Raw genomic sequence first — 19,929 nt, forward strand, 5'->3', positions numbered from 1 at the left:
AGCCACAAAATTCCCATAATTTAACTTGGCTAATTTTGGCCAAAAAAAAAGCAAAGCGTTTAACGCCTTGCTTACAGGGGGAATACGAGAAAGTCTTACGGTAATAGTTATTCCCTGTTACAATATATTTAAACATGTTTTTTAAAATTTTTTTCTGCCAATGAAACTTTTCCTCTAGTGTATTACGTTATATAGGTAGAAAGGCTGGACAAGGGGGCATTATGTTGAATGAAGAACAACTAATAAAGATGGTTGAAGAAAGAGATGAATCAGCTTTTAAAATTCTTCTAGATCAATACAAACGAGTAGTAGAACGATTTGCATTTCAATTAGGTGTACGTCCTGAATATATTCCTAATATCGTTCAAGAAACATTTATTACACTATACAGAAAAATAAATTTATACCGATCTGGGAAATTATCTATGTGGATTTATCGAATTACCTTAAAGGTTACAAAGGAACATGTTAGAAAACTCAAGAAAGAACAAAAAATAGAAGGTAAAGCAATACATATAAGACATAGTGAACAAGGGTATGGTTACTATTTCGAAAAAGAGGAGCATGCACTAATTCATGATTGTTTACAGAAGATGGACCAAAAGTACAGTTTACCCTTAATCCTATCTTATTTTCATGATCAATCCTATGAGGATATAGGGACGGTTCTGAAACTAAAAACATCTATTGTGGAAACAAGGTTACACCGCGCGAAGAAGCTTTTAATGAAAGAATATGAGAATAAAGATGTGCGGGAGGTGTTTTTACATGGATGAGCAAAAGTTTGATGAGCTACTACATGAGATGCAAGAAAGCTATGAACGATTTCCAGAGTTTGCTGAAAATCAATCCATTATGGAACAAATGAAGAACGAAAAAAGACAACCAAACTGGAAAAAATCATTCCCAACATTGGTAGCGGTTGCGGGATTAATCGTATTTGTCATTATGGCATTGAATTTTATGGATACAGATGCTACTATAGCTGGTAATTCTAACTCAGATAATGAAAAGGAAGTAATTGAGGAAGAAAAAGGCAAACAATCGGAGTTAGATAATAGAGCAGAAGACTTAGAAACAATTAAATTTAAAGCTGAAGTGGAGGAATACCTAGAGGAGGCTAAAGAAGAGTTTCGAAAAAACCTTGGAGTTGAAAATGTAGACAATTTTCAGCTGGTTAAGCATGCAGAAGGAATCGTGCAAGATATCTTTCAAAATAATAATGAGCTGAACCATCGTTGGTCTGATGTCAAAAATATGATTGATCACTACTTTATAACGCCTCAAATGCAAGTGGAAAAATTGGATAATAGGAATGGTAACTATGTAAATTATGAATTATTAGAGATTTATTATTCATTAACATCTTTTCTTTATTCATTACAGACTACTTTTGTAGAACTACTTAATGAATATCAACTAGATGAATCGATGCAAGAAGATATAGTGAGATTACAAGAACAACCAGAAAATTTTAATGGACCACAAGAAATAGCTGAAATTATGCATGTAGTCAAGGAGCAAGGATATTTACTTGAGAAAGATGAAAACCAAGAACTTATAATAGTTATAGACTTTAATAGACTACAAAACTATTTGAAAGAATGGGATGTAAGTGAAGCATATATTAGTTATTTTGAGGTCATAAAAACTGTAGAAAAGCATGTAACTGGAATGCGCGATCCTTTACATGATAATTGGAGAGAATTAGATTCTGTTCTTTTAGAGTTAGAAGAACTATATTTTACTTATATAGATGAGATAGATCAACCTTTAAAAGAAGAAATAATTAACAATTCAGAGTACTATTTACAAGTCTATTTAAATGGCGGGTTTGGAGGTGGAGACCCTATCGATGAAGCAGAGCAAGAATATAGATCGTTTCTAGAAAACCATACAGATTCAATCTATTGGAGTTTTGTAAATAAGGCGGTTGAGGAGTATGAAGAAAACGATTGGAGATTGAGTGGAAATTCAATGGACCCTTATGGTTCATTACGTATCCTACTTAGTGATAGGTTTAAAAACAGTGAGTTGGACGATATTATCTCGTTAAACCGTTGGCCACTTCATAATAATACAAATTCAACCTATAGTCAGTATAAAAAAGAAAAAGACGGAGAATTGCTAAAGGACTTATCTGCATTCGAAGTCATGTCACTCTTTATTTATGCATACTCTAGAGGTGATTCAGAGACGTATTATTCATTATTTGCAAAGGATAGTGAATGGTCTGAGATGGATCAGGAAACGGTTAGTGATGAGCTATATAACCAGAATTATTGGTTTGATGTGACTCAACAGGCTAGTCATGTTGTTACCGAGCAAATAGACGATAATACTGTCTATATACACTTTATTGAATCATGGAATATGGAACATATTATAGATACGCTTCAAATGACCAAAGAAGATGGATTATGGAAAGTAAATGATATTTCTATAGATTAATAAACAAAACAACACCACATGTTGAGAGAGTCAACATGTGGTGTTTTGTTCTACTTCAATCTTTTTTCTAAGTTTGCTTTTTCTTCTTCGAAACCAGGTTTACCAAGCAAGGCAAACATATTTTTTTTATATGCTTCAACCCCTGGTTGGTCGAATGGGTTTACCCCTAATAAATATCCACTAAGTGCACATGCTTTTTCAAAGAAGTAAACCATATAGCCGAATGTATAGGCATCAAGAACAGGTAATTCAATAACTAGATTTGGTACATTTCCATCTGTATGAGCTAATAAAGTACCTTGGTATGCTTTATCATTAATCTCATGAATGGTTTTACCAGCAAGGTAGTTAAGACCATCAGAATTTCCTTCATCAGCTTCTAACGTCATTTCCTGCTTTGGTTTATTAACATGTAATACCGTCTCAAATAAATCGCGACGACCATCTTGAATGTATTGACCTAACGAATGAAGGTCAGTTGTAAAGTTTGCTGAAGCGGGGAAAATTCCTTTTTGATCTTTTCCTTCACTTTCGCCAAATAGTTGTTTCCACCATTCAGCAAAATACTGTAAATGTGGCTCGTAGTTTACGAGCATTTCAATTGTTTTACCTTTATTATAAAGAACGTTGCGGACTGCTGCATATTGATAAGCAGGGTTATTGGCTAATGAAGGATCACTAAAGTCGTTCATAGCTTGTTTTGCACCTTGCATCATATTGTCGACATCAATTCCACTTACAGCTATTGGTAACAATCCTACTGCCGTCAATACGGAAAAGCGTCCACCAACATCATCAGGAATAACAAACGTTTCATAGCCTTCTTCATCAGCTACAGTTTTAAGAGCGCCTCTAGCTTTGTCTGTAGTAGCATAAATACGTTTTTTAGCTTCTTCTTTTCCGTATTTTTCTTCAAGGAATTGTTTGAAAATACGAAAGGCTATTGCAGGTTCTGTTGTTGTACCACTTTTTGAAATAATATTGACTGAAACGTCTTTGCCTTCTAGTACATCAAATAATTCACTCATATAGGTAGAACTCATATGATGGCCCACAAAAATAACCTGTGGAGATTTGCGCTCTTTTTTTGATAATAAGTTTTGAAACGAATGGTTTAACATTTCAAGAGCAGCTTTAGCACCTAGATAAGATCCGCCAATACCAATTACAAGTAGAATATCTGAATCATTTTTTATTTTTTCTGCGGATGCTTTGATGCGAGTATATTCCTCTTTATCAAAGTTTTCGGGTAGATCAATCCAGCCCAAAAAGTCGTTTCCAGGACCAGTTTTATTATGTAAAGCATCATGTGCAACCTTTACATAGTCATTTAAATTGTCAATTTCCTGTTGGTTAAAAAATGATAACGCATTATCATATGAAAATTGAATATGTGTCATATATGTCCTCCTCTATGAGAAAAAACTTCTCAATTGCTTATATAATTTTTCAATTTAACTTTATCGAAGTAGTGAAATGAAATCAAGAATGAAACCATTCATATTTTGACAAATTATGAACAAATATTTATTGGAACGGACCCTTATACGCTTTGTTCACAGATAGGAAAGCATTCCTATTCTGCATAAGTACAATGAAGGTATTCACCATAAAGGTATGGCAAAATGCCAAGTTTTCTAATATTCATGAAAAAAGGCTTTCACCAATAAAACTGTCTTCATAGACAATTTTTAGTAGTAAAAAGCCTTTTGCTACATTCTATTATTTTTTAAAGCTTCCTTCACGATCTTCAGATTGTTCGATCCATTCTTCTAATTTCTCTTTTAATGTATTGAATCCAGAATTAGTTTCTTCAACCTGTTGTTTTACCTGTTTCTTAGGTTGTGCCTTTGGACGTTTTTTAGGTGGTTCTTCCGTAGCGCGAATGGAAAGGGAAACTTTATTATTCTTTTCATCTACACTTAAGATTTTTACGTTAACTTCATCACCGATTGATAAATGCTCATTAATATCTTTTACATATCCATGTGTTACCTCTGAAATATGGACTAACCCTTGAACTTCATCATTTAACGCAACAAATGCACCGTATGGTTGGATTCCAGTTACTTTTCCTTGTAAAACTTGACCAGTTTCAAACTTGTCTGTCATGCTGAACAACTCCTATACCTTATTCGATTCTTTTCACACAATATATAATTTTATCATACATTTCATATTGTGGCAAAAGTAATCCAATTACCATGATTCGAGTGTTACAAGTATATCATTCTTTATTAATTTTAATTCTGCCTTTGGATTAAGTTTCCACTCATTATCACGAATAATACCAATTAATAAGCAATCATCTTTTTTAAACTCTTGTAATACATAAAGGAAGGGTTTGTCTTCTAATTCTTTTGGAAGTTCATAATGATGTAATTGATTATTGGCTAAGAGTTGTATAATAGTCTCAAAGGGCTTTGACTTCGTTTTATAAAGTTCATGGTATAACAAGGAGCTAATAAAGTCATTTGGGCGTAAAACGGTGTTTGCACCAGCTCTAATTGCATTTTCAACCTGGTTTGTTGTTAAAATTTCAACAATAATTGGTACTTCCCGGTTATTTCCTCTTATTGCAACGGTTGCAAGAATTGTGAAATGGTCTGCTTGCCTTTCATTATTCGTGGCATCTGCGGTAATAACTACTCGACTCGCATGTTTAATATTAGCCTTTTCCAATACTATATCATCTGTAGCATCACCCTTTATAAAATGAATCGGATATTGTTGATACGGAACATTGGTTAGTGTTTGATCAATCAATATAATTTCCGTTTTCTGCTTATGTTTCTTAGTAATCTCTATTAGCTTTTTCGTACGTTCATTCCAACCAACAAATACGATATGATTCATTCCTTGATAGGCAACTTTACCATCTGATAAATCTTTTTCATGTTTGACTGTAAAAGCAGAAAACAATGCAATATAAAAGGTGATTACTCCGCCACCAGTAAGAATTAATAGGATTCCAATTAATCTACCAGCAGTTGACAATGGAACATAATCTCCATAACCAACTGTTGAACCAGTAACGATTGCCCACCAAATGCCATCAAATATAGTAGGAAATTGTTCTGGTTCAACAAGGTGAATAACGGAGCCGAATACTAGCATTACAATTACTATCGTTAAAAGTAGTCTGGCTATAACCGGCAGTCGAAAGTATATATGTTTAAATTGTTCTATATTCATTATCTCACCTTTTGTATTATCGTCTTTTATTAGTATAGACAATAAAATCAAAGGTTTATTCAATAATAAAAACTCATCCTAAAAAGGATGAGTTTGTTATAATAGTGTCTGCTTTATACTGTCATATACATAATTCCAGAAGTCTCGATTTTCACGAAATGACTTTGTTATAAAAAGGAGCATTTCTCGAAACTTCTCCTCATAGTCATCTGCCTCTTGAGAAGGAAGATTATTCTTTGCATGATCAAAAAACTGTTGAATTTTCTCTGCACGTGGTCCCCATTTAGTAACTTCATTTCCATCGGAATCGATAAAAATAAAGATGGGGATTGAGCGAGATTTACCATTAGTTAAATATTGATCCATTAATTCTAAGTTTTGATCTCGTAAAAGCATACGAACATTCATATTTGTTTTTTCTGAAATTCGAAGTAATATTGGAATGTTGAGCATTGCATCTCCACACCAGTCTTCTGTTAAGACGATGACTCGAAGGTTTTTTTGTTGTACCTTATGAAAAAAATCTGTGTCTTCTGGTGGTGTAAAATGATCATAGATATGCAATAAATTTTCTTTATGCTTTTCCATAGATTCAATATATGTGTCAGTTGATATAGCCTTGTCATACCAAGAATTTAAAGATGTCACATAACCAGCTCCTTTACCAGTGTTAAGGGTTCGACTAAATAAATAATAAACATTTACTAGTTGTCCGTAAACAAATGTGCTCTACAATAGAAAATTTGCTATGATAAATAAAGAGCGTTATATACATATTTCATAGGAGGATTTATGAATGGAAAAATCAAATAGAGACTTTTTGTTAGAACTTCTAAGAACTCCTTCTCCGTCTAGTCAGGAAGTTGAAATCCAAAAAAAGTGGATATCATATGTGAAAGACTTTGCTGATGATATTATAACTGATCATGCCGGAAATGCAATTGGAGTATTAAACCCAGACGCAGAATTCAAAGTACTATTAGCTGGTCACTGTGACGAAATTGCGCTTGTAGTTAATCGAATTGATGAAGAAGGATATTTACATTTTGATAAAATGGGTGGTATTAATCCAAAAGCAGCAGTAGGAATGAAAACCACAGTTCTTGGCTATAACAAGGAGATCTCGGGAGTTATTGGTGTCAATGCTCAACATCATGGTGGCCTAAAGGATAAGTTTGATTTAGAGGATCTTTTTATTGATTGTGGGTTTAAATCAAAGGAAGAGGCAGAGCAATACGTTCAAATAGGTGATCTTGTTGTTTATAAAGTAGAGCCAGAAATACTAATGGATCGATATTTATCTGGTCGGGGTTTGGACAACCGTACTGGATCTTTTATTGTTGCTGAAGTACTAAGAAGATTAAAGGATAGAGGCTGCTCAGTTGGTATTTATGCAGCAAGTACGGTTAACGAAGAAACGAATATGGGTGGAGCTTACTTTGCTGCTGCAGGAATTAATCCTACCATGGCGATTGCATGTGATGTCACTTTTGCCACAGATTACCCAGGAGTAAATAAAAATAAGCATGGAGATATTCGATTAGAAAATGGACCTGTATTAGCTAAAGGAGCACCTATTAATCGTAAAATCAATATCATGCTAGAAAAAGCAGCCAAGAAACTAAACATGAATGTACAATTTGAATTGACACCGCGTATGACAGGTACGGATGCAGATAAAATGCGGTTAACTGGAAAAGGAGTTCCGGTTTCCCTTGTTTCCTTGCCATTAAGATACATGCACTCACCAGTAGAGACAGTAAGCTTTCACGATATTGATGAGGAGATTGAATTATTAGTATCAATGCTAGCAGATCTAACGGGTAAAGAGAGTCTAAATCCGTTAGAGGAGTAAAAGTGTAAATATACAATAAAAAGATCTTAGTCAAATGATTTTGGCTAAGATCTTTTTTTACATGCGAAAAATAGTAAATTGTCTTGATAATCCATTTAAGATATATTGGTAGTTTATTCCTTGGGTAGTACCACCTTAAACATTACTAAAGATCTATTCAATGACCGTTTTCCTTTATTTAGATAGGTGAAAAGTAACGGTTAGTGTTGGGTTCTATAAATTTATTCGCAGAGAATGAAAAAACATAGTAACTTTGTATCATTTTTTCTTTCCTTTATAGGAAAGTACCTTAATAGTTTAAAAGTTTTGTTACCAATCATTCTATGTATACATCGAATTAATAGGCTTTTTCATAGATTAAAGTCAAATGCTTGACCTACTTTATTCCTATCTAGTCAATGTGGAGATGTGGTACTTATTATTTAATTTAGAATATTCTATATAATTTCGACAAATTGTGACATTTTATTTTCTTTTCTTCTACTATAGTTATAGTAACAGCTAAGACCAACTTAGTATGTTGTTAGGAAGAAAAAATGACATGAAAGGAGGGGAGGATGTTTTCGATAGTGAAAGACTTTTTCCTACATGGTAGATAAAAAGTTTTTCAAGGTTTTATATTCGAGGGGAGGAACAATTTTGAGTAAAAAACAAAAACAGGTTAGAGCATTTAGTATTGTAGCAACTTTACTAATGATCTTCTCACTTATTACACCTGGATTTGTAGGAGCTGAATCGAGCGGTAAGGTGAGTCATTCATTAAACGATTCAAATGCATCCATACAAGCCAAGGTAGCTAATAGTTTACAAGATCAATTAGAAAAAGAGGATAAAGTAACATTCTTAATAAAATTTACTGAAAAAGCAGATCCAATGGGAGCGGCATTAAAAGCAAAGAATAATGCTAACAAAGCAAACCTTTCTGCTTTAAACCAAGAGCATGCGCAGCGCTCAGCAGTAATTTCTGAATTAAAAGCGACTGCAATGGAATCTCAACAAAATGTTAAGCGATTCCTTGAACAGGAAGTGGAAAAAGGAAACGCTGAAGATATAAAAGCTTATCATATCGTTAATGGTATGGCAGTGACAGCAACAAAAGAGGTTGCGGAAAAATTAGCTGCTTTTTCAGAAGTTGAAAAACTTTTACCAAACGAGCAGCGTCAATTAATTTCTGCAGCTGATACAGCGGCTGATGTTCCTGAAAATAACATTCAAAATGTCGAATGGAACGTTGAACGAATTGGTGCACCTGCTGTATGGGATATGGGTATCGATGGTCAAGGTGCTGTAGTTGCAAGCATTGATACAGGTGTTGATTGGGAACATCCTGCATTAATGGAAAAATATCGTGGTTATGATCCGGCAACTGGAGAAGTAGATCATACGTATAGTTTCTATGATCCAGTAAATGGTGAAACAGAGCCGCATGATATTGATGGGCATGGTTCACATGTTACCGGAACTATGGTTGGTAGTGAAGCTGATGGATCTAACCAAGTTGGAGTTGCACCAGGTGCGAAGTGGATCTCTGTTCAGGCGTTTACTCCTGCTGGAGCATATGATACAGATCTACTTGCAGCAGCAGAGTGGATTTTAGCTCCAGGTGGCGATTTAACAAAGGCTCCAGATGTAGTAAATAACTCTTGGGGTGGCGGGCCAGGTCTTGATGAATGGTATCGCGACGCTGTAATTGCTTGGCGTGCAGCTGACATCTTCCCTAGTTTTGCTGCTGGAAATACTACATTAACTAACCCAGGTGGACCAGGGTCAGTAGCTGTACCAGCGAACTATCCAGAGTCATTTGCTGTAGGTGCAACTAATAGCAATGATAATAAGGCTAGCTTTTCATTAGAAGGGCCATCACCTTATGATGAAATAAAACCAGATGTTTCTGCTCCAGGTGAAGGAATTCGTTCTTCTGTTCCTGGAGGGGGTTATGCTGGATATAGTGGGACATCCATGGCTTCACCTGCCAATGCTGGAGTAGTAGCGCTATTAAGGTCAGCTAATGCAAATTTAGATGTGGATACCATTGAAGAAGTATTGATGAATACAGCTGATTCAGAAGCTGGAACCGATAGTTCTTTCCCGGAATCTCCTAATAATGGGTATGGATATGGAATTATCGATGCATTTGCAGCTGTTTCATCGGTTGTTTCTGGTCTTGGTACGATTGAAGGTCAGGTAACAATGGATGGTGAGGATACAGAGGCTCCTGCATTTACACATGAGGCGCCAGTGGAGACATATGAAGGAATGGATTTAGATCTAACACTTGAAGTTAGTGATAATGTAAGTGTTACTTCTGTTGAGTTACACACTGGTGATCAAGTATTTGAAGCGACACGTATATCTGGTGACTACCGTTCAGGTGAATATGCTGTAACAGTTCCAGGTGATGTAATTGATGGAGACTCTTTCTCTTATCAATTTGTCATTAATGACTTTGGTAACAATACCGTAACGAGTGAAGAATATGAAGTAGCGGTTAATCCAGGAATTACTGTTGGATATGAGCAGGATTTTGAATCATCTCCAGTAGGTTGGACTTCTTTTGGAACCAACGATAGCTGGGAGTGGGGAGAGCCAACATCTGGTCCTGGAGAGGCAGCTTCTGGTGATAAGGTCTATGCAACAAATTTATCTGGTCAATATGATAATAATGCAGATGCGACACTTATGATGCCTCCAATTGATTTACCAGAGGGTGAATCATTCCTACAGTTTAACAATTGGTATAACATTGAAAATAACTGGGATTACGGATATATAGTAATCTCTACTGATCAAGAAAATTGGGTGGATTTAGAAACATTTACAAATGTTTCTAATGGTTGGGAAGCAACGGAAGTTGACTTATCTGACTATAGTGGTGAACGGGTTTACATTGGTTTCAATTTAGATACGGATGGTAGTGTATTACGTGATGGATGGTATATCGATGATGTAGCATTATCAGACACTTCATTAGGATTAGAATCAAATGAAACTCAATCATTTAACGATACCCTTGTTGTCGATAAAGAAAAGGTAAACTCGGCTAAGGTAGAGCCAAGCTTACCAAAAGAAGATGATTCTCAGGCAAAAGAGAACCAATATAATCCTAACGCACTTCCGTTAGGTGCGCAAGTTAGTGTTCTTGAAAGTGGTCGTTCCGTAGCAACGAATCCACAAGATGGTTCATACTCACTTATGCATGCTGCTGGAACATTTACAGTTGTAGCAGAAGCGTATGGTTTCTATTCGGATGAACAAACAGTTACATTAGAAGCAGATGGAACTGTTGAAGCTAATTTCACATTAGATGAGCTGCCGCAAGCAACAGTTAGTGGTACGGTTACTAGTGAGAAATCAGGTAATCCAATTGAAGGAGCAACATTACTTCTAGTGGAGGATGCTAACATTGCTCCTGTTGAGACAGATGCTGATGGTAATTTTGCCCTTACTGCATATGAGGGTACGTATACGCTAAAAGTTCTAGCTAATGATTATCATAGTGCAGAAGTTGAAGTGAATCTAACCGAGGACTTAGAAGTAAATATAGAATTAGAACCATATTTTACAGTTCCAGGTGGAGAAATTGCATACGATGATGGTACAGCAGAGAATGCTCGAGCGTTCTATGATCCAGGTAATAAATGGGCTGTTAAAATGTCCTTACCTGAAGGAAGAGAGTCTGCCGTTGTAACAGATGGTGTATTCCAGTTCCATGGAACAGATTGGCCAACACCAGGCGACACACCATTTGCTGTAGAAGTTTGGTCTGCAGGTGAAGACGGTTTGCCTGATGAAAAACTTGCTGGTCCAATTGATGCTGAGGCGATAAGAAGCTTGGATGAATGGACTGTAGTAGATCTACGCGAACATAATATCCAAGTAGAAGGTGACTTCTTTATGGTTTATCATCAAACAGGGGCTAATCCTAATGTTCCTGGATTAGCAACAGATGAAAATGGACCAAATGCAGAAAGAAGTTATCAACAAGTAGGCGGAGTTTGGTCTCCATCTCCAGCTGCTGAAGGAAACTACATGATTCGTGCCCGTGTAGCATATGAAGTAGACGAGCCAGTTATTACTTCTCCTGCTGATGGGTTCATAACAAATGATGCTGCTGTAACGGTAGAAGGTTCTGCATCTCCTACTACAACTCTTAACTTACTAAATAATGGCGAAGAAGTTGGTTCTGCTGAAATCGGTGATGATGGAAGCTTTGCGATTGATGTAGAGCTAACAGAAGGTGAGAATGAATTTACAGCTGTATCTATTGTTAACGGAGAAGAAGCAAAAGAATCAGAAGCGGTAACTATGACGTTGGATACGCAAGCACCTGAACTAACGATAGATAACCCAGTCGATGGGGATAAAACAAATCGTGAAACAGTTACAGTTGAAGGTTCCATCTCTGATGAGCATCTTGATTCCGTAACAGTAAACGGACAAGAAGCAACTGTTTCTGACGGAGCGTATTCAAAACGCATTATCCTTGACGAAGGAGAAAATGTTATCGAAGTGGTTGCTACAGATTTAGCTGGTAATGTAACAACAGAAACAGTTACAATTTCAGCTGATTATACAGCACCAGAAATCGAAAATCTAACTCCGACAGAGGATCAAACACTTCAAACTGGTGAAACAGTTATGATTGAGTTTGATAGTGAGCCAGGATTAAGAGCAACATTCTCAATCCATATGCCACTAACTAACTTAGGTGCCCAAACGTACAATGCAACAGAATTACCGATGATGGAAACATCAGAAGGTCATTATGTTGGTTATTGGACAGTACCAAGTAACCTTGTTGCTGATGGCGCAGTTATCGAAGTTAAGGTGGTTGATGACTACGGAAATGAAACTCGTCAGCAAGCCGAAGGTAAATTATTTATCAACGGAGAAGAGGATAATGGCAACAATGGTAATGGAAAAGGTAAGGGTAAAAATAATGGGAATGGTAACGGTAAAAAATAATACCCACCATCATTTCTAAATAAAAAGGTGCAGAATTTCTGCACCTTTTTATTATTTCTGAGCAAACCCCTTTTCAAGTTATATGATAATTTGTATAATAATTAATGACAATATAATATCGATTCCATCTTCGGGGCAGGGTGCAATTCCCGACCGACGGTAAATGAACATAGTTCTAAGTCCGTGACCCGTAAAGTTTCTTTCCTTTGCGGTTGACCTGGTGTAAATCCAGGACCGACAGTTATAGTCTGGATGGGAGAAGATGACGAGCTGAAAAAATAGGTGCATACTGTACCTTAATTTCCTGTGGTTAACTATACCCTAAAGCCCCGATTAGGTGCTTTAGGGTTTTTATATGTAAGCAGGAATAGGCTGATCCTTCACAACGAGATGTGAATCGATACAAAGGTGAAGGAGGAGATCGATGATGCAACCAGGGAATCTGCAATCATCAAAACTAGTAAAACTTATTATATTATCTTTATTGGGTGCAATTTCACTCGTACTTTTCTTTGTGAACTTTCCATTGCCTATGTTGCCACCTTACTTAAAAATTGATTTTAGTGATGTACCGGCAATAATGGCTTCCTTAATATTTTCTCCATTAGCAGGTGTTATTGTAGTAGCAATTAAAAACATCTTATATTTAGCTATAGGTGGAGGAGAAATTGTAGGGGTATTAGCAAACTTCTTAGCAGGACTAATGTTCGTAGTTCCAGTTGGTATTTTGTATCATAAATACAAAAATGTAAAAAGCATTGTATCTGGGCTAGTAACTGGAACAATCATTATGGCATTAGGTATGGGAGTTCTTAATTATTTCTTTATCTTACCAGCATACGCGTTGCTTATGGATTGGGGAGATATGACTCATCAGGCAAAATGGTGGTCCGTAGTTGCTGGTATTCTTCCGTTTAACGTGATTAAAGGAATTGTTGTTGGTCTACTATTTGTTCCATTATTTATAAAAATGCGTAGATGGATTGAACAACAGCAAGCAAAATTTGTATAGTAAAAAAAGCTAATTCGCTACTTAGCGAATTAGCTTTTTTATTTTTTCTTTGGAACAACACCAACGGTACATCGGGAAATACAGATGAGGTTATCTTGTTCATCTACTATTTTTATTTCCCATACCATCGTTGTCTTACCGATATGAAAAGGTGTTGCTTTGGCAGTAACTTTTCCATCGCGCTTACTTTTTACATGGTTTGCATTAATCTCTATACCAAAAACATGATAGTGCTCCAAATCAACATGCAAGCATGCTCCGATACTAGCTGCTGATTCAGCTAATGCTACATTTGCCCCTCCATGCAAAAAGCCAGCAGGTTGATGTGTTCTACCATCAACAGGCATGTCCATTACAACCAGATTTTTATCTAGAGATACGACTTCAATCCCTAGTGATTCCAATAGTGTGTTAGATAACTCCATCCTTATTCCCCCTATATATTAAAATAAATGATGAATGAATAGTGATAACCCCAGTAGAAATCCATAAATTGAGTTTGTTTTTCCAGTAGCAATCATAGCTGGCATCATTTCTAAAGGTTGGGTTTTACCCCAGAAGTTTTTTATTACCTTTATAGCTAGAATGATTCCCAAATAGGTGATAACGGACCAAATAGGTAAAATGCCAAGAATCATATAGAGCGTTGTAAGAATATATGCAAATACAAATAATAGTGCTAGTAAGCGAACGGCATTTGGTCTACCTAGTAATATCGCAATGGTTTTTCTTCCGTTTTTCTTGTCACCATCAAGGTCCCTTATATTATTAGCAAGCATGATACAACCAATAAAAATAGCAACTGGAATCGATATGAATAGCGCTTCGGATGTCACTGTTCCAGTTTGTATGAAATAACTAATTCCTATAATAACGGTTCCCATGAAAAATCCGGAAAAAAGTTCACCTAATGGAGTATATGCAATTGGGATTGGACCACCAGTATAAAAATAACCCAAAGCCATGCTAACGAGTCCGATTACAGCAATCCACCAGTTGGATTCCATACAAATGTATATTCCAAGTAATAAGGAGATAACATAAAAGGCTAGTGCTAGATTTAAAACGGTCTTTGGTTTAATCCCATCTCGGACAATGGTTCCTCCAATACCAACAGATTCTTCTGTATCAAGTCCACGAACATAATCGTAATATTCATTAAACATATTGGTTGCCGATTGAATTAACATAGAGGCAACTAGCATCGCAAGAAACAACCAAACATGTAAAGCAGTATCATTAATTGCAATCATTGTTCCAACAAAAACAGGAACAAAGGATGCTGTTAATGTATGTGGTCTTAGAAGGCGCCACCAAACTTGAAAACCTCCTCTTTCATTTAAAGTTTGTTTTATATGATCTTTATTTGTCTTATTCATTCTGTCTTTTCCCCCTGAGATTACTATATCATATTAAGTTTATGGAAATTGAGATAAGGTGTCAATTAGATAATGTGGTATGATAGGATATGGAAATTAATGTAGATATCGTAAGGTTGAAATATAGTTCCATTTCTTGAGAAAGAATAAAAAAGAGAATAAAATAGATAAGAAAGTTTGTCGTAGTTTTTAACATGGAGGTTTAACCTAGATGCTTAAGATAAAAGAAGACCTTTTAGAATCTATGCTTGATAAAGCAATTCATTCGATACAATCAAGTAATATAAAACTTGTGAGTTATACCAAACAATTAGATGACATAAATCCATTATCTTTTTTTGAAGCAGCCAAGTCTATTCGTGGTAACCGATCATTTTGGAAAAGCTCAGTTGATGATTTTTATATGGTTGGAGTTGGTGCTGCATTTGAAATAGAAACAGAACAGCCAGACATTTTATATATAGAAAATAAATGGCAGACTATTCTTGAAGATGCCATGATCCATAACCCATATCAAGTACCTGGTACTGGAATAGTGGCTCTTGGTGGTATGGCATTTGATCCATATAAAAAATCAACCGACTTATGGAAAAATTATAACGCAAGCCAATTTACAATACCGGAATTTACTCTTACGAAGCACAATGGGAATTTCTATTTTACATCTATTGTTCGAGTAAATAAGAATGACCATGCGAAACAATTACTTCATCAGTTAAAAGGAAAGGAAAAAGAATTGTTATCACCACTAGAAGATTGGCCAGAGAAGGTAAGTGTGGTTTCTAAAGAAGAAATTAAGCCAGAACAATGGAAGCAAACTGTACAGAAAGCAACAGAAGAAATTAAAAAATGTAATGCAGAAAAGATCGTTCTTGCTCGGGAGATTCGACTACAGCTTTCGAATCAGGCTGAAGTAAGTAATGTACTTGAACAATTAATCGATACACAGCCTACCAGTTATATCTTTGCCTTTGAGCATGGAGAGGATTGTTTTATAGGTGCAACTCCTGAACGCCTAGTGAAATTAGAGGGAAGAGAATTACTTTCAACTTGTTTGGCAGGAACAGCACCTAGAGGAATGACAGAGGAAGAAGATCAAAAATATAAATTTTCATTGTTACAGGACCAGAAAAACCGTGAGGAGCATGATTTTGTTGTTCAGATGATTAAGCATGCAATGGAAGAATATTGTGAAAACATTGATATACCAAATGAACCAGTTATTCTAGCGTTAACTAATTTGCAGCACTTATATACACCTGTACGAGCAACATTAAAAGAGGGATATAGTATTTTAAATATCATTGATAATCTACATCCAACACCTGCTTTAGGAGGAACACCAAGAAAAGAATCATTAGAATTTATCCGTCATTATGAACAACTGGATCGCGGTTGGTATGGTGCTCCAATAGGTTGGTTAGATAGCAATGAAAATGGTGAGTTTGCTGTTGCAATACGTTCTGGACTTATTCAAGGGAACCGGGCAACACTGTTTGCTGGGTGTGGTATTGTTGAAGATTCCAATCCAGAAGCGGAGTATGAGGAAACCAACATAAAATTCTTACCAATGTTGTCCGTTTTAGGAGGATTATGATGGAATATAAAGAGCATTTAACAAGATATATGGCAAATTTTGTAGATGAATTAGCAAAAACTGGTTTAACAGATGTTGTCATCTCCCCAGGTTCACGATCAACACCACTTGCTATGACCATGGCAGAACATCCAACTATAAAAGAATGGATAATTTTAGATGAACGATCTGCTGCCTTTTTTGGACTAGGTTTGGCAAAACAAACGAAACGAGCTGTTGCATTGGTTTGTTCGTCCGGTACTGCTGCTGCCAATTATTTTCCTGCAATTGTGGAGGCGTATCAAAGTAGAGTACCACTTGTGGTATTGACAGCGGATCGTCCACACGAATTACGTGATGTCGGAGCACCACAGGCTATTGATCAAATTAAATTATATGGTGACTATGTTAAATGGTTTCAGGAGATGTCTATGCCAGAAGCAACTCCTGCTATGTTAGCTTATGTTAGAAAAAATGCAGCACGAGCTGTTCAGACTGCCCAAGGAGATAATGCTGGTCCAGTCCATTTAAATTTTCCATTTCGTGAACCATTAATTCCAGATTTTACAGTAGAAAACTTATGGGGAGAAACAACGGAAGAATCTTATGCACCGGTTATCGAGGGGCAAAGAGTAATACCAGAAAATATGATTTGTTCAATTATCGGCAACCTTCAATTAGTAAAACGAGGCGTTATCGTATGTGGACCACAGGTAGATGAAGAATTGGGACAAGCTATTACCAAGCTTGCTGCTCTATGGAAGTTACCAATATTAGCAGATCCTCTATCACAAGTAAGAGCTGGTAATCATCCAAAGAATCATATTATTGAAGGTTATGATGCATTTTTAAGGAATAAACATTACCGAAAAAAATTAAAACCAGATTTTATAATTCGATTTGGAGCGATGCCAGTTTCTAAACCATATCTGTTCTACGTACAGGAAAATCAGGATGCTAAGCAATATGTTGTAGAAAACCATGGTGGTCATCGAGAACCAGTAGGAAACCGAACGGAATTTATTTATTCCGACCCAGTTTCTTTCTGTACACAGTTGATAGAGCAAGGTGGAGACTTGAAGTTTTCATCTAATTGGCTCCAAACATGGAAGAACATGAATCATATCACCAAAAAACATCTCACAGATGTTTCTGGTGAAGCTTTAACGGAAGGTTCAGCTGTTAGGAAACTCATCTCCACATTACCTAATGAAAGCAGTTTATATGTTGGAAATAGTATGGCAGTTAGGGATGTAGATACTTTCTTTTTAACTACTTCTAAAAATATTTATGTTTTAGCTAATCGTGGTGCAAATGGAATCGATGGCATCATATCCAGTGCCTTAGGAGCAGCAGCTACTGGGACACCGGTTACCTTGGTTTTAGGAGATTTATCTTTCTTTCACGATTTGAATGGATTATTAGCTTCCAAACATTATCAATTAAATATAACGATTTTATTGATTAACAATAATGGTGGGGGGATATTCTCATTCCTACCACAGGCATCGGAACGTAAACATTTTGAAGCTTTATTTGGAACCCCGGTGAACCTTGACTTTAAACAGGCAGTAGATCTATATGGAGGATATTATCATAAAGCCTCAAATGAAATGGAACTAGAAAAAGCTTTACGTGAATCTTATCAAGAGTCGGGACTTTCCGTTGTGGAAGTAATTACAAACAGGGAAGAAAACGTTACATGGCATCGTAATTTATGGGCAGATATAAATAATGACATTTCTAAGTCGGTGGTCGAATGAAATTTAATATAGGGGATGCTACCTACTGGTATGAAATTCATGGTATAGGTGAACCTGTTGTTTTCCTCCATGGATTTACAGGTAGCTCTCAGACATGGTCACCGCTTGTACATAATTTGAAATCTAAATTTCAAATCGTCACCATTGACTTACCTGGACATGGAAAAACTAAAATAAATTCACCAAGAACGATGGAAGCATGTTGTCATGATTTAAACCAACTATTTCAACACCTGTCACTTGAGTCAGTCCACCTAGTTGGTTATTCTATGGGGGGAAGAACGGCTCTTTCGTTTGCAATGCTTTATCCTGGATTAATTAAGTCACTGATACTAGAAAGTGCTTCACCAGGGTTAGCTTTACAACAAGAACGACATAATCGAAGGGCTAACGATGAAAAGCTTGCGGAAAGAATTGAAAAAGAGGGCTTAGAGTCTTTTGTTGATTTTTGGGAAAACATCCCATTATTTAACACGCAGAAACAGTTACCCAGTAATAAACAGAAAATCATTCGAGACGAAAGAATGTCCCATACCGAAAAAGGTTTAGCGTGCTCCTTAAGACACATGGGAACCGGTAGTCAACCTAGTTGGTGGAATGAATTATCAAACTTTCATAAACCTGTTTTGTTAATGGCTGGTGAATATGATCATAAGTTTGTTAAAATAAATGAAAGAATGAAGGAAAGCCTATCAAATAGTGATTTAAGGATCATAAAAAATGCTGGGCATGCAATTCATGTGGAACAAGCTGAGATTTTTGGTAAAATAGTAACGGAGTTTATTTTACAGAACTCATTGTAGTATTTTTACATAATAAAGGAACAATTAAGGAGGAATTACATGACTGTAGCATGGGAAAAAGTAAGAGATTACGAAGAGATTATTTATGAGAAATACAATGGAATTGCTAAAGTGACGATTAACCGTGCGGAAAAGCGTAATGCATTTACACCACTAACAGTGAATGAAATGATTGATGCATTTGCGGATGCACGTGATGATTCATCCGTTGGTGTAATTGTATTAGCTGGTGCTGGAGACAAAGCATTTTGCTCTGGTGGAGACCAATCCGTAAGAGGGCATGGTGGTTATGTTGGAAGTGATCAAGTACCACGTTTAAACGTATTAGACCTTCAGCGGTTAATTCGTACGATTCCAAAACCAGTAATAGCCATGGTATCTGGTTATGCAATTGGTGGCGGACATGTATTACATGTTGTTTGTGATTTAACCATTGCTGCTGATAATGCTATTTTTGGACAAACTGGACCTAAAGTTGGAAGCTTTGATGCCGGTTATGGTGCTGGGTTATTGGCCCGTATGGTTGGTCATAAACGTGCTCGTGAGATTTGGTTCTTATGCCGTCAATACAATGCGGAAGAAGCATATGAAATGGGCTTAGTAAATACGGTTGTTCCTCTTGAGAAATTAGAAGAGGAGACGATTCAGTGGTGTGAAGAAATTTTAGAAAAGTCACCAACTGCACTACGATTCTTAAAAGCATCCTTTAATGCGGATACAGATGGATTAGCTGGACTTCAACAAATGGGCGGAGACGCAACATTGCTGTATTACACTACAGATGAAGCAAAAGAGGGTAGAGATGCATTTAAGGAAAAAAGAAAGCCAGATTTTGATCAATTCCCACGCTTCCCGTGATCTATATGGGACGACGTATTGAGAGACCTTTGCTATGAAGCAAAGGTTTTTCCATTATTAGCAGTCAAGAAG

At 36.3% G+C, this 19,929-nt stretch carries 15 protein-coding genes and 1 riboswitch; of the genes, 9 read left to right on the forward strand and 6 right to left on the reverse strand.

The window, feature by feature from the left end; genetic code table 11:
• Window positions 1-224 precede the first annotated feature (224 nt).
• Together GMD78_RS16900 and GMD78_RS16905 are read left to right on the forward strand one after the other, a co-directional pair.
• A complete protein-coding gene (locus GMD78_RS16900; protein ID WP_196493851.1) occupies window positions 225-776 on the forward strand; it encodes an RNA polymerase sigma factor in 552 nt (183 codons plus the stop codon).
• A complete protein-coding gene (locus GMD78_RS16905; protein ID WP_155670430.1) occupies window positions 769-2,451 on the forward strand; it encodes a hypothetical protein in 1,683 nt (560 codons plus the stop codon). Before GMD78_RS16900 ends, GMD78_RS16905 begins: the two co-directional genes overlap by 8 nt.
• A gap of 50 nt (window positions 2,452-2,501) precedes the next feature.
• Here GMD78_RS16905 and GMD78_RS16910 read toward each other — a convergent pair whose 3' ends face one another.
• The 4 genes from GMD78_RS16910 to GMD78_RS16925 form a co-directional block, all read right to left on the reverse strand.
• Entirely contained in the window at window positions 2,502-3,851 is a 1,350-nt protein-coding gene (locus tag GMD78_RS16910) for a glucose-6-phosphate isomerase (RefSeq protein ID WP_155670432.1), read from the reverse strand.
• Window positions 3,852-4,173: 322 nt separating this feature from the next.
• A complete protein-coding gene (gene yugI / locus GMD78_RS16915) occupies window positions 4,174-4,563 on the reverse strand; it encodes a S1 domain-containing post-transcriptional regulator GSP13 (protein ID WP_155670434.1) in 390 nt (129 codons plus the stop codon).
• An 87-nt stretch (window positions 4,564-4,650) separates the two neighbouring features.
• Window positions 4,651-5,646, reverse strand: a complete 996-nt coding sequence (locus tag GMD78_RS16920; protein ID WP_155670436.1) for a potassium channel family protein — start codon at window positions 5,644-5,646, stop codon at window positions 4,651-4,653.
• Between the two features lie 96 nt (window positions 5,647-5,742).
• Window positions 5,743-6,294, reverse strand: a complete 552-nt coding sequence (locus GMD78_RS16925; protein WP_343042414.1) for a thioredoxin family protein — start codon at window positions 6,292-6,294, stop codon at window positions 5,743-5,745.
• Window positions 6,295-6,442: 148 nt separating this feature from the next.
• Between GMD78_RS16925 and GMD78_RS16930 the strand changes: the two genes are divergently transcribed.
• The 3 genes from GMD78_RS16930 to GMD78_RS16940 all read left to right on the forward strand — a co-directional run bounded on the left by GMD78_RS16930 (window position 6,443) and on the right by GMD78_RS16940 (window position 13,478).
• Window positions 6,443-7,501: a M20/M25/M40 family metallo-hydrolase gene (locus tag GMD78_RS16930; protein WP_155670438.1), complete on the forward strand. Its 1,059-nt coding sequence runs from the start codon at window positions 6,443-6,445 to the stop codon at window positions 7,499-7,501.
• A 588-nt stretch (window positions 7,502-8,089) separates the two neighbouring features.
• The gene (locus GMD78_RS16935) at window positions 8,090-12,466 is read left to right on the forward strand and encodes a S8 family serine peptidase (protein ID WP_155670440.1); all 4,377 of its coding nucleotides are present in this window, start codon (window positions 8,090-8,092) and stop codon (window positions 12,464-12,466) included.
• Between the two features lie 122 nt (window positions 12,467-12,588).
• Window positions 12,589-12,734, forward strand: a riboswitch (FMN riboswitch).
• A 159-nt stretch (window positions 12,735-12,893) separates the two neighbouring features.
• Window positions 12,894-13,478, forward strand: a complete 585-nt coding sequence (locus GMD78_RS16940) for an ECF transporter S component (RefSeq protein WP_196493852.1) — start codon at window positions 12,894-12,896, stop codon at window positions 13,476-13,478.
• A gap of 38 nt (window positions 13,479-13,516) precedes the next feature.
• Here the strand turns inward: GMD78_RS16940 and GMD78_RS16945 are convergent, their stop codons facing one another.
• Together GMD78_RS16945 and GMD78_RS16950 are read right to left on the reverse strand one after the other, a co-directional pair.
• Window positions 13,517-13,903 (reverse strand): hotdog fold thioesterase, encoded by a 387-nt coding sequence (locus GMD78_RS16945; RefSeq protein WP_155670442.1) that lies wholly within the window; start codon window positions 13,901-13,903, stop codon window positions 13,517-13,519.
• Window positions 13,904-13,921: 18 nt separating this feature from the next.
• A complete protein-coding gene (locus GMD78_RS16950; protein WP_155670444.1) occupies window positions 13,922-14,857 on the reverse strand; it encodes a 1,4-dihydroxy-2-naphthoate polyprenyltransferase in 936 nt (311 codons plus the stop codon).
• A 211-nt stretch (window positions 14,858-15,068) separates the two neighbouring features.
• Here GMD78_RS16950 and GMD78_RS16955 point away from each other — a divergent pair, with 211 nt between their 5' ends.
• From GMD78_RS16955 to menB, 4 genes are read left to right on the forward strand one after another with little or no spacing between them, the layout of a single operon-like run.
• Window positions 15,069-16,454 (forward strand): isochorismate synthase, encoded by a 1,386-nt coding sequence (locus GMD78_RS16955; RefSeq protein WP_155670446.1) that lies wholly within the window; start codon window positions 15,069-15,071, stop codon window positions 16,452-16,454.
• Window positions 16,454-18,196: a 2-succinyl-5-enolpyruvyl-6-hydroxy-3-cyclohexene-1-carboxylic-acid synthase gene (menD, locus tag GMD78_RS16960; RefSeq protein WP_155670448.1), complete on the forward strand. Its 1,743-nt coding sequence runs from the start codon at window positions 16,454-16,456 to the stop codon at window positions 18,194-18,196. Before GMD78_RS16955 ends, menD begins: the two co-directional genes overlap by 1 nt.
• A complete protein-coding gene (gene menH, locus GMD78_RS16965) occupies window positions 18,193-18,999 on the forward strand; it encodes a 2-succinyl-6-hydroxy-2,4-cyclohexadiene-1-carboxylate synthase (protein ID WP_155670450.1) in 807 nt (268 codons plus the stop codon). Before menD ends, menH begins: the two co-directional genes overlap by 4 nt.
• 39 nt (window positions 19,000-19,038) lie before the next feature.
• Entirely contained in the window at window positions 19,039-19,857 is an 819-nt protein-coding gene (gene menB / locus GMD78_RS16970) for a 1,4-dihydroxy-2-naphthoyl-CoA synthase (RefSeq protein WP_155670452.1), read from the forward strand.
• The last annotated feature ends 72 nt before the right edge of the window (window positions 19,858-19,929 follow it).

Origin of the sequence: Ornithinibacillus caprae, from assembly GCF_009728145.1 — a bacterium.
GTDB lineage: Bacteria > Bacillota > Bacilli > Bacillales > Amphibacillaceae > Ornithinibacillus > Ornithinibacillus caprae.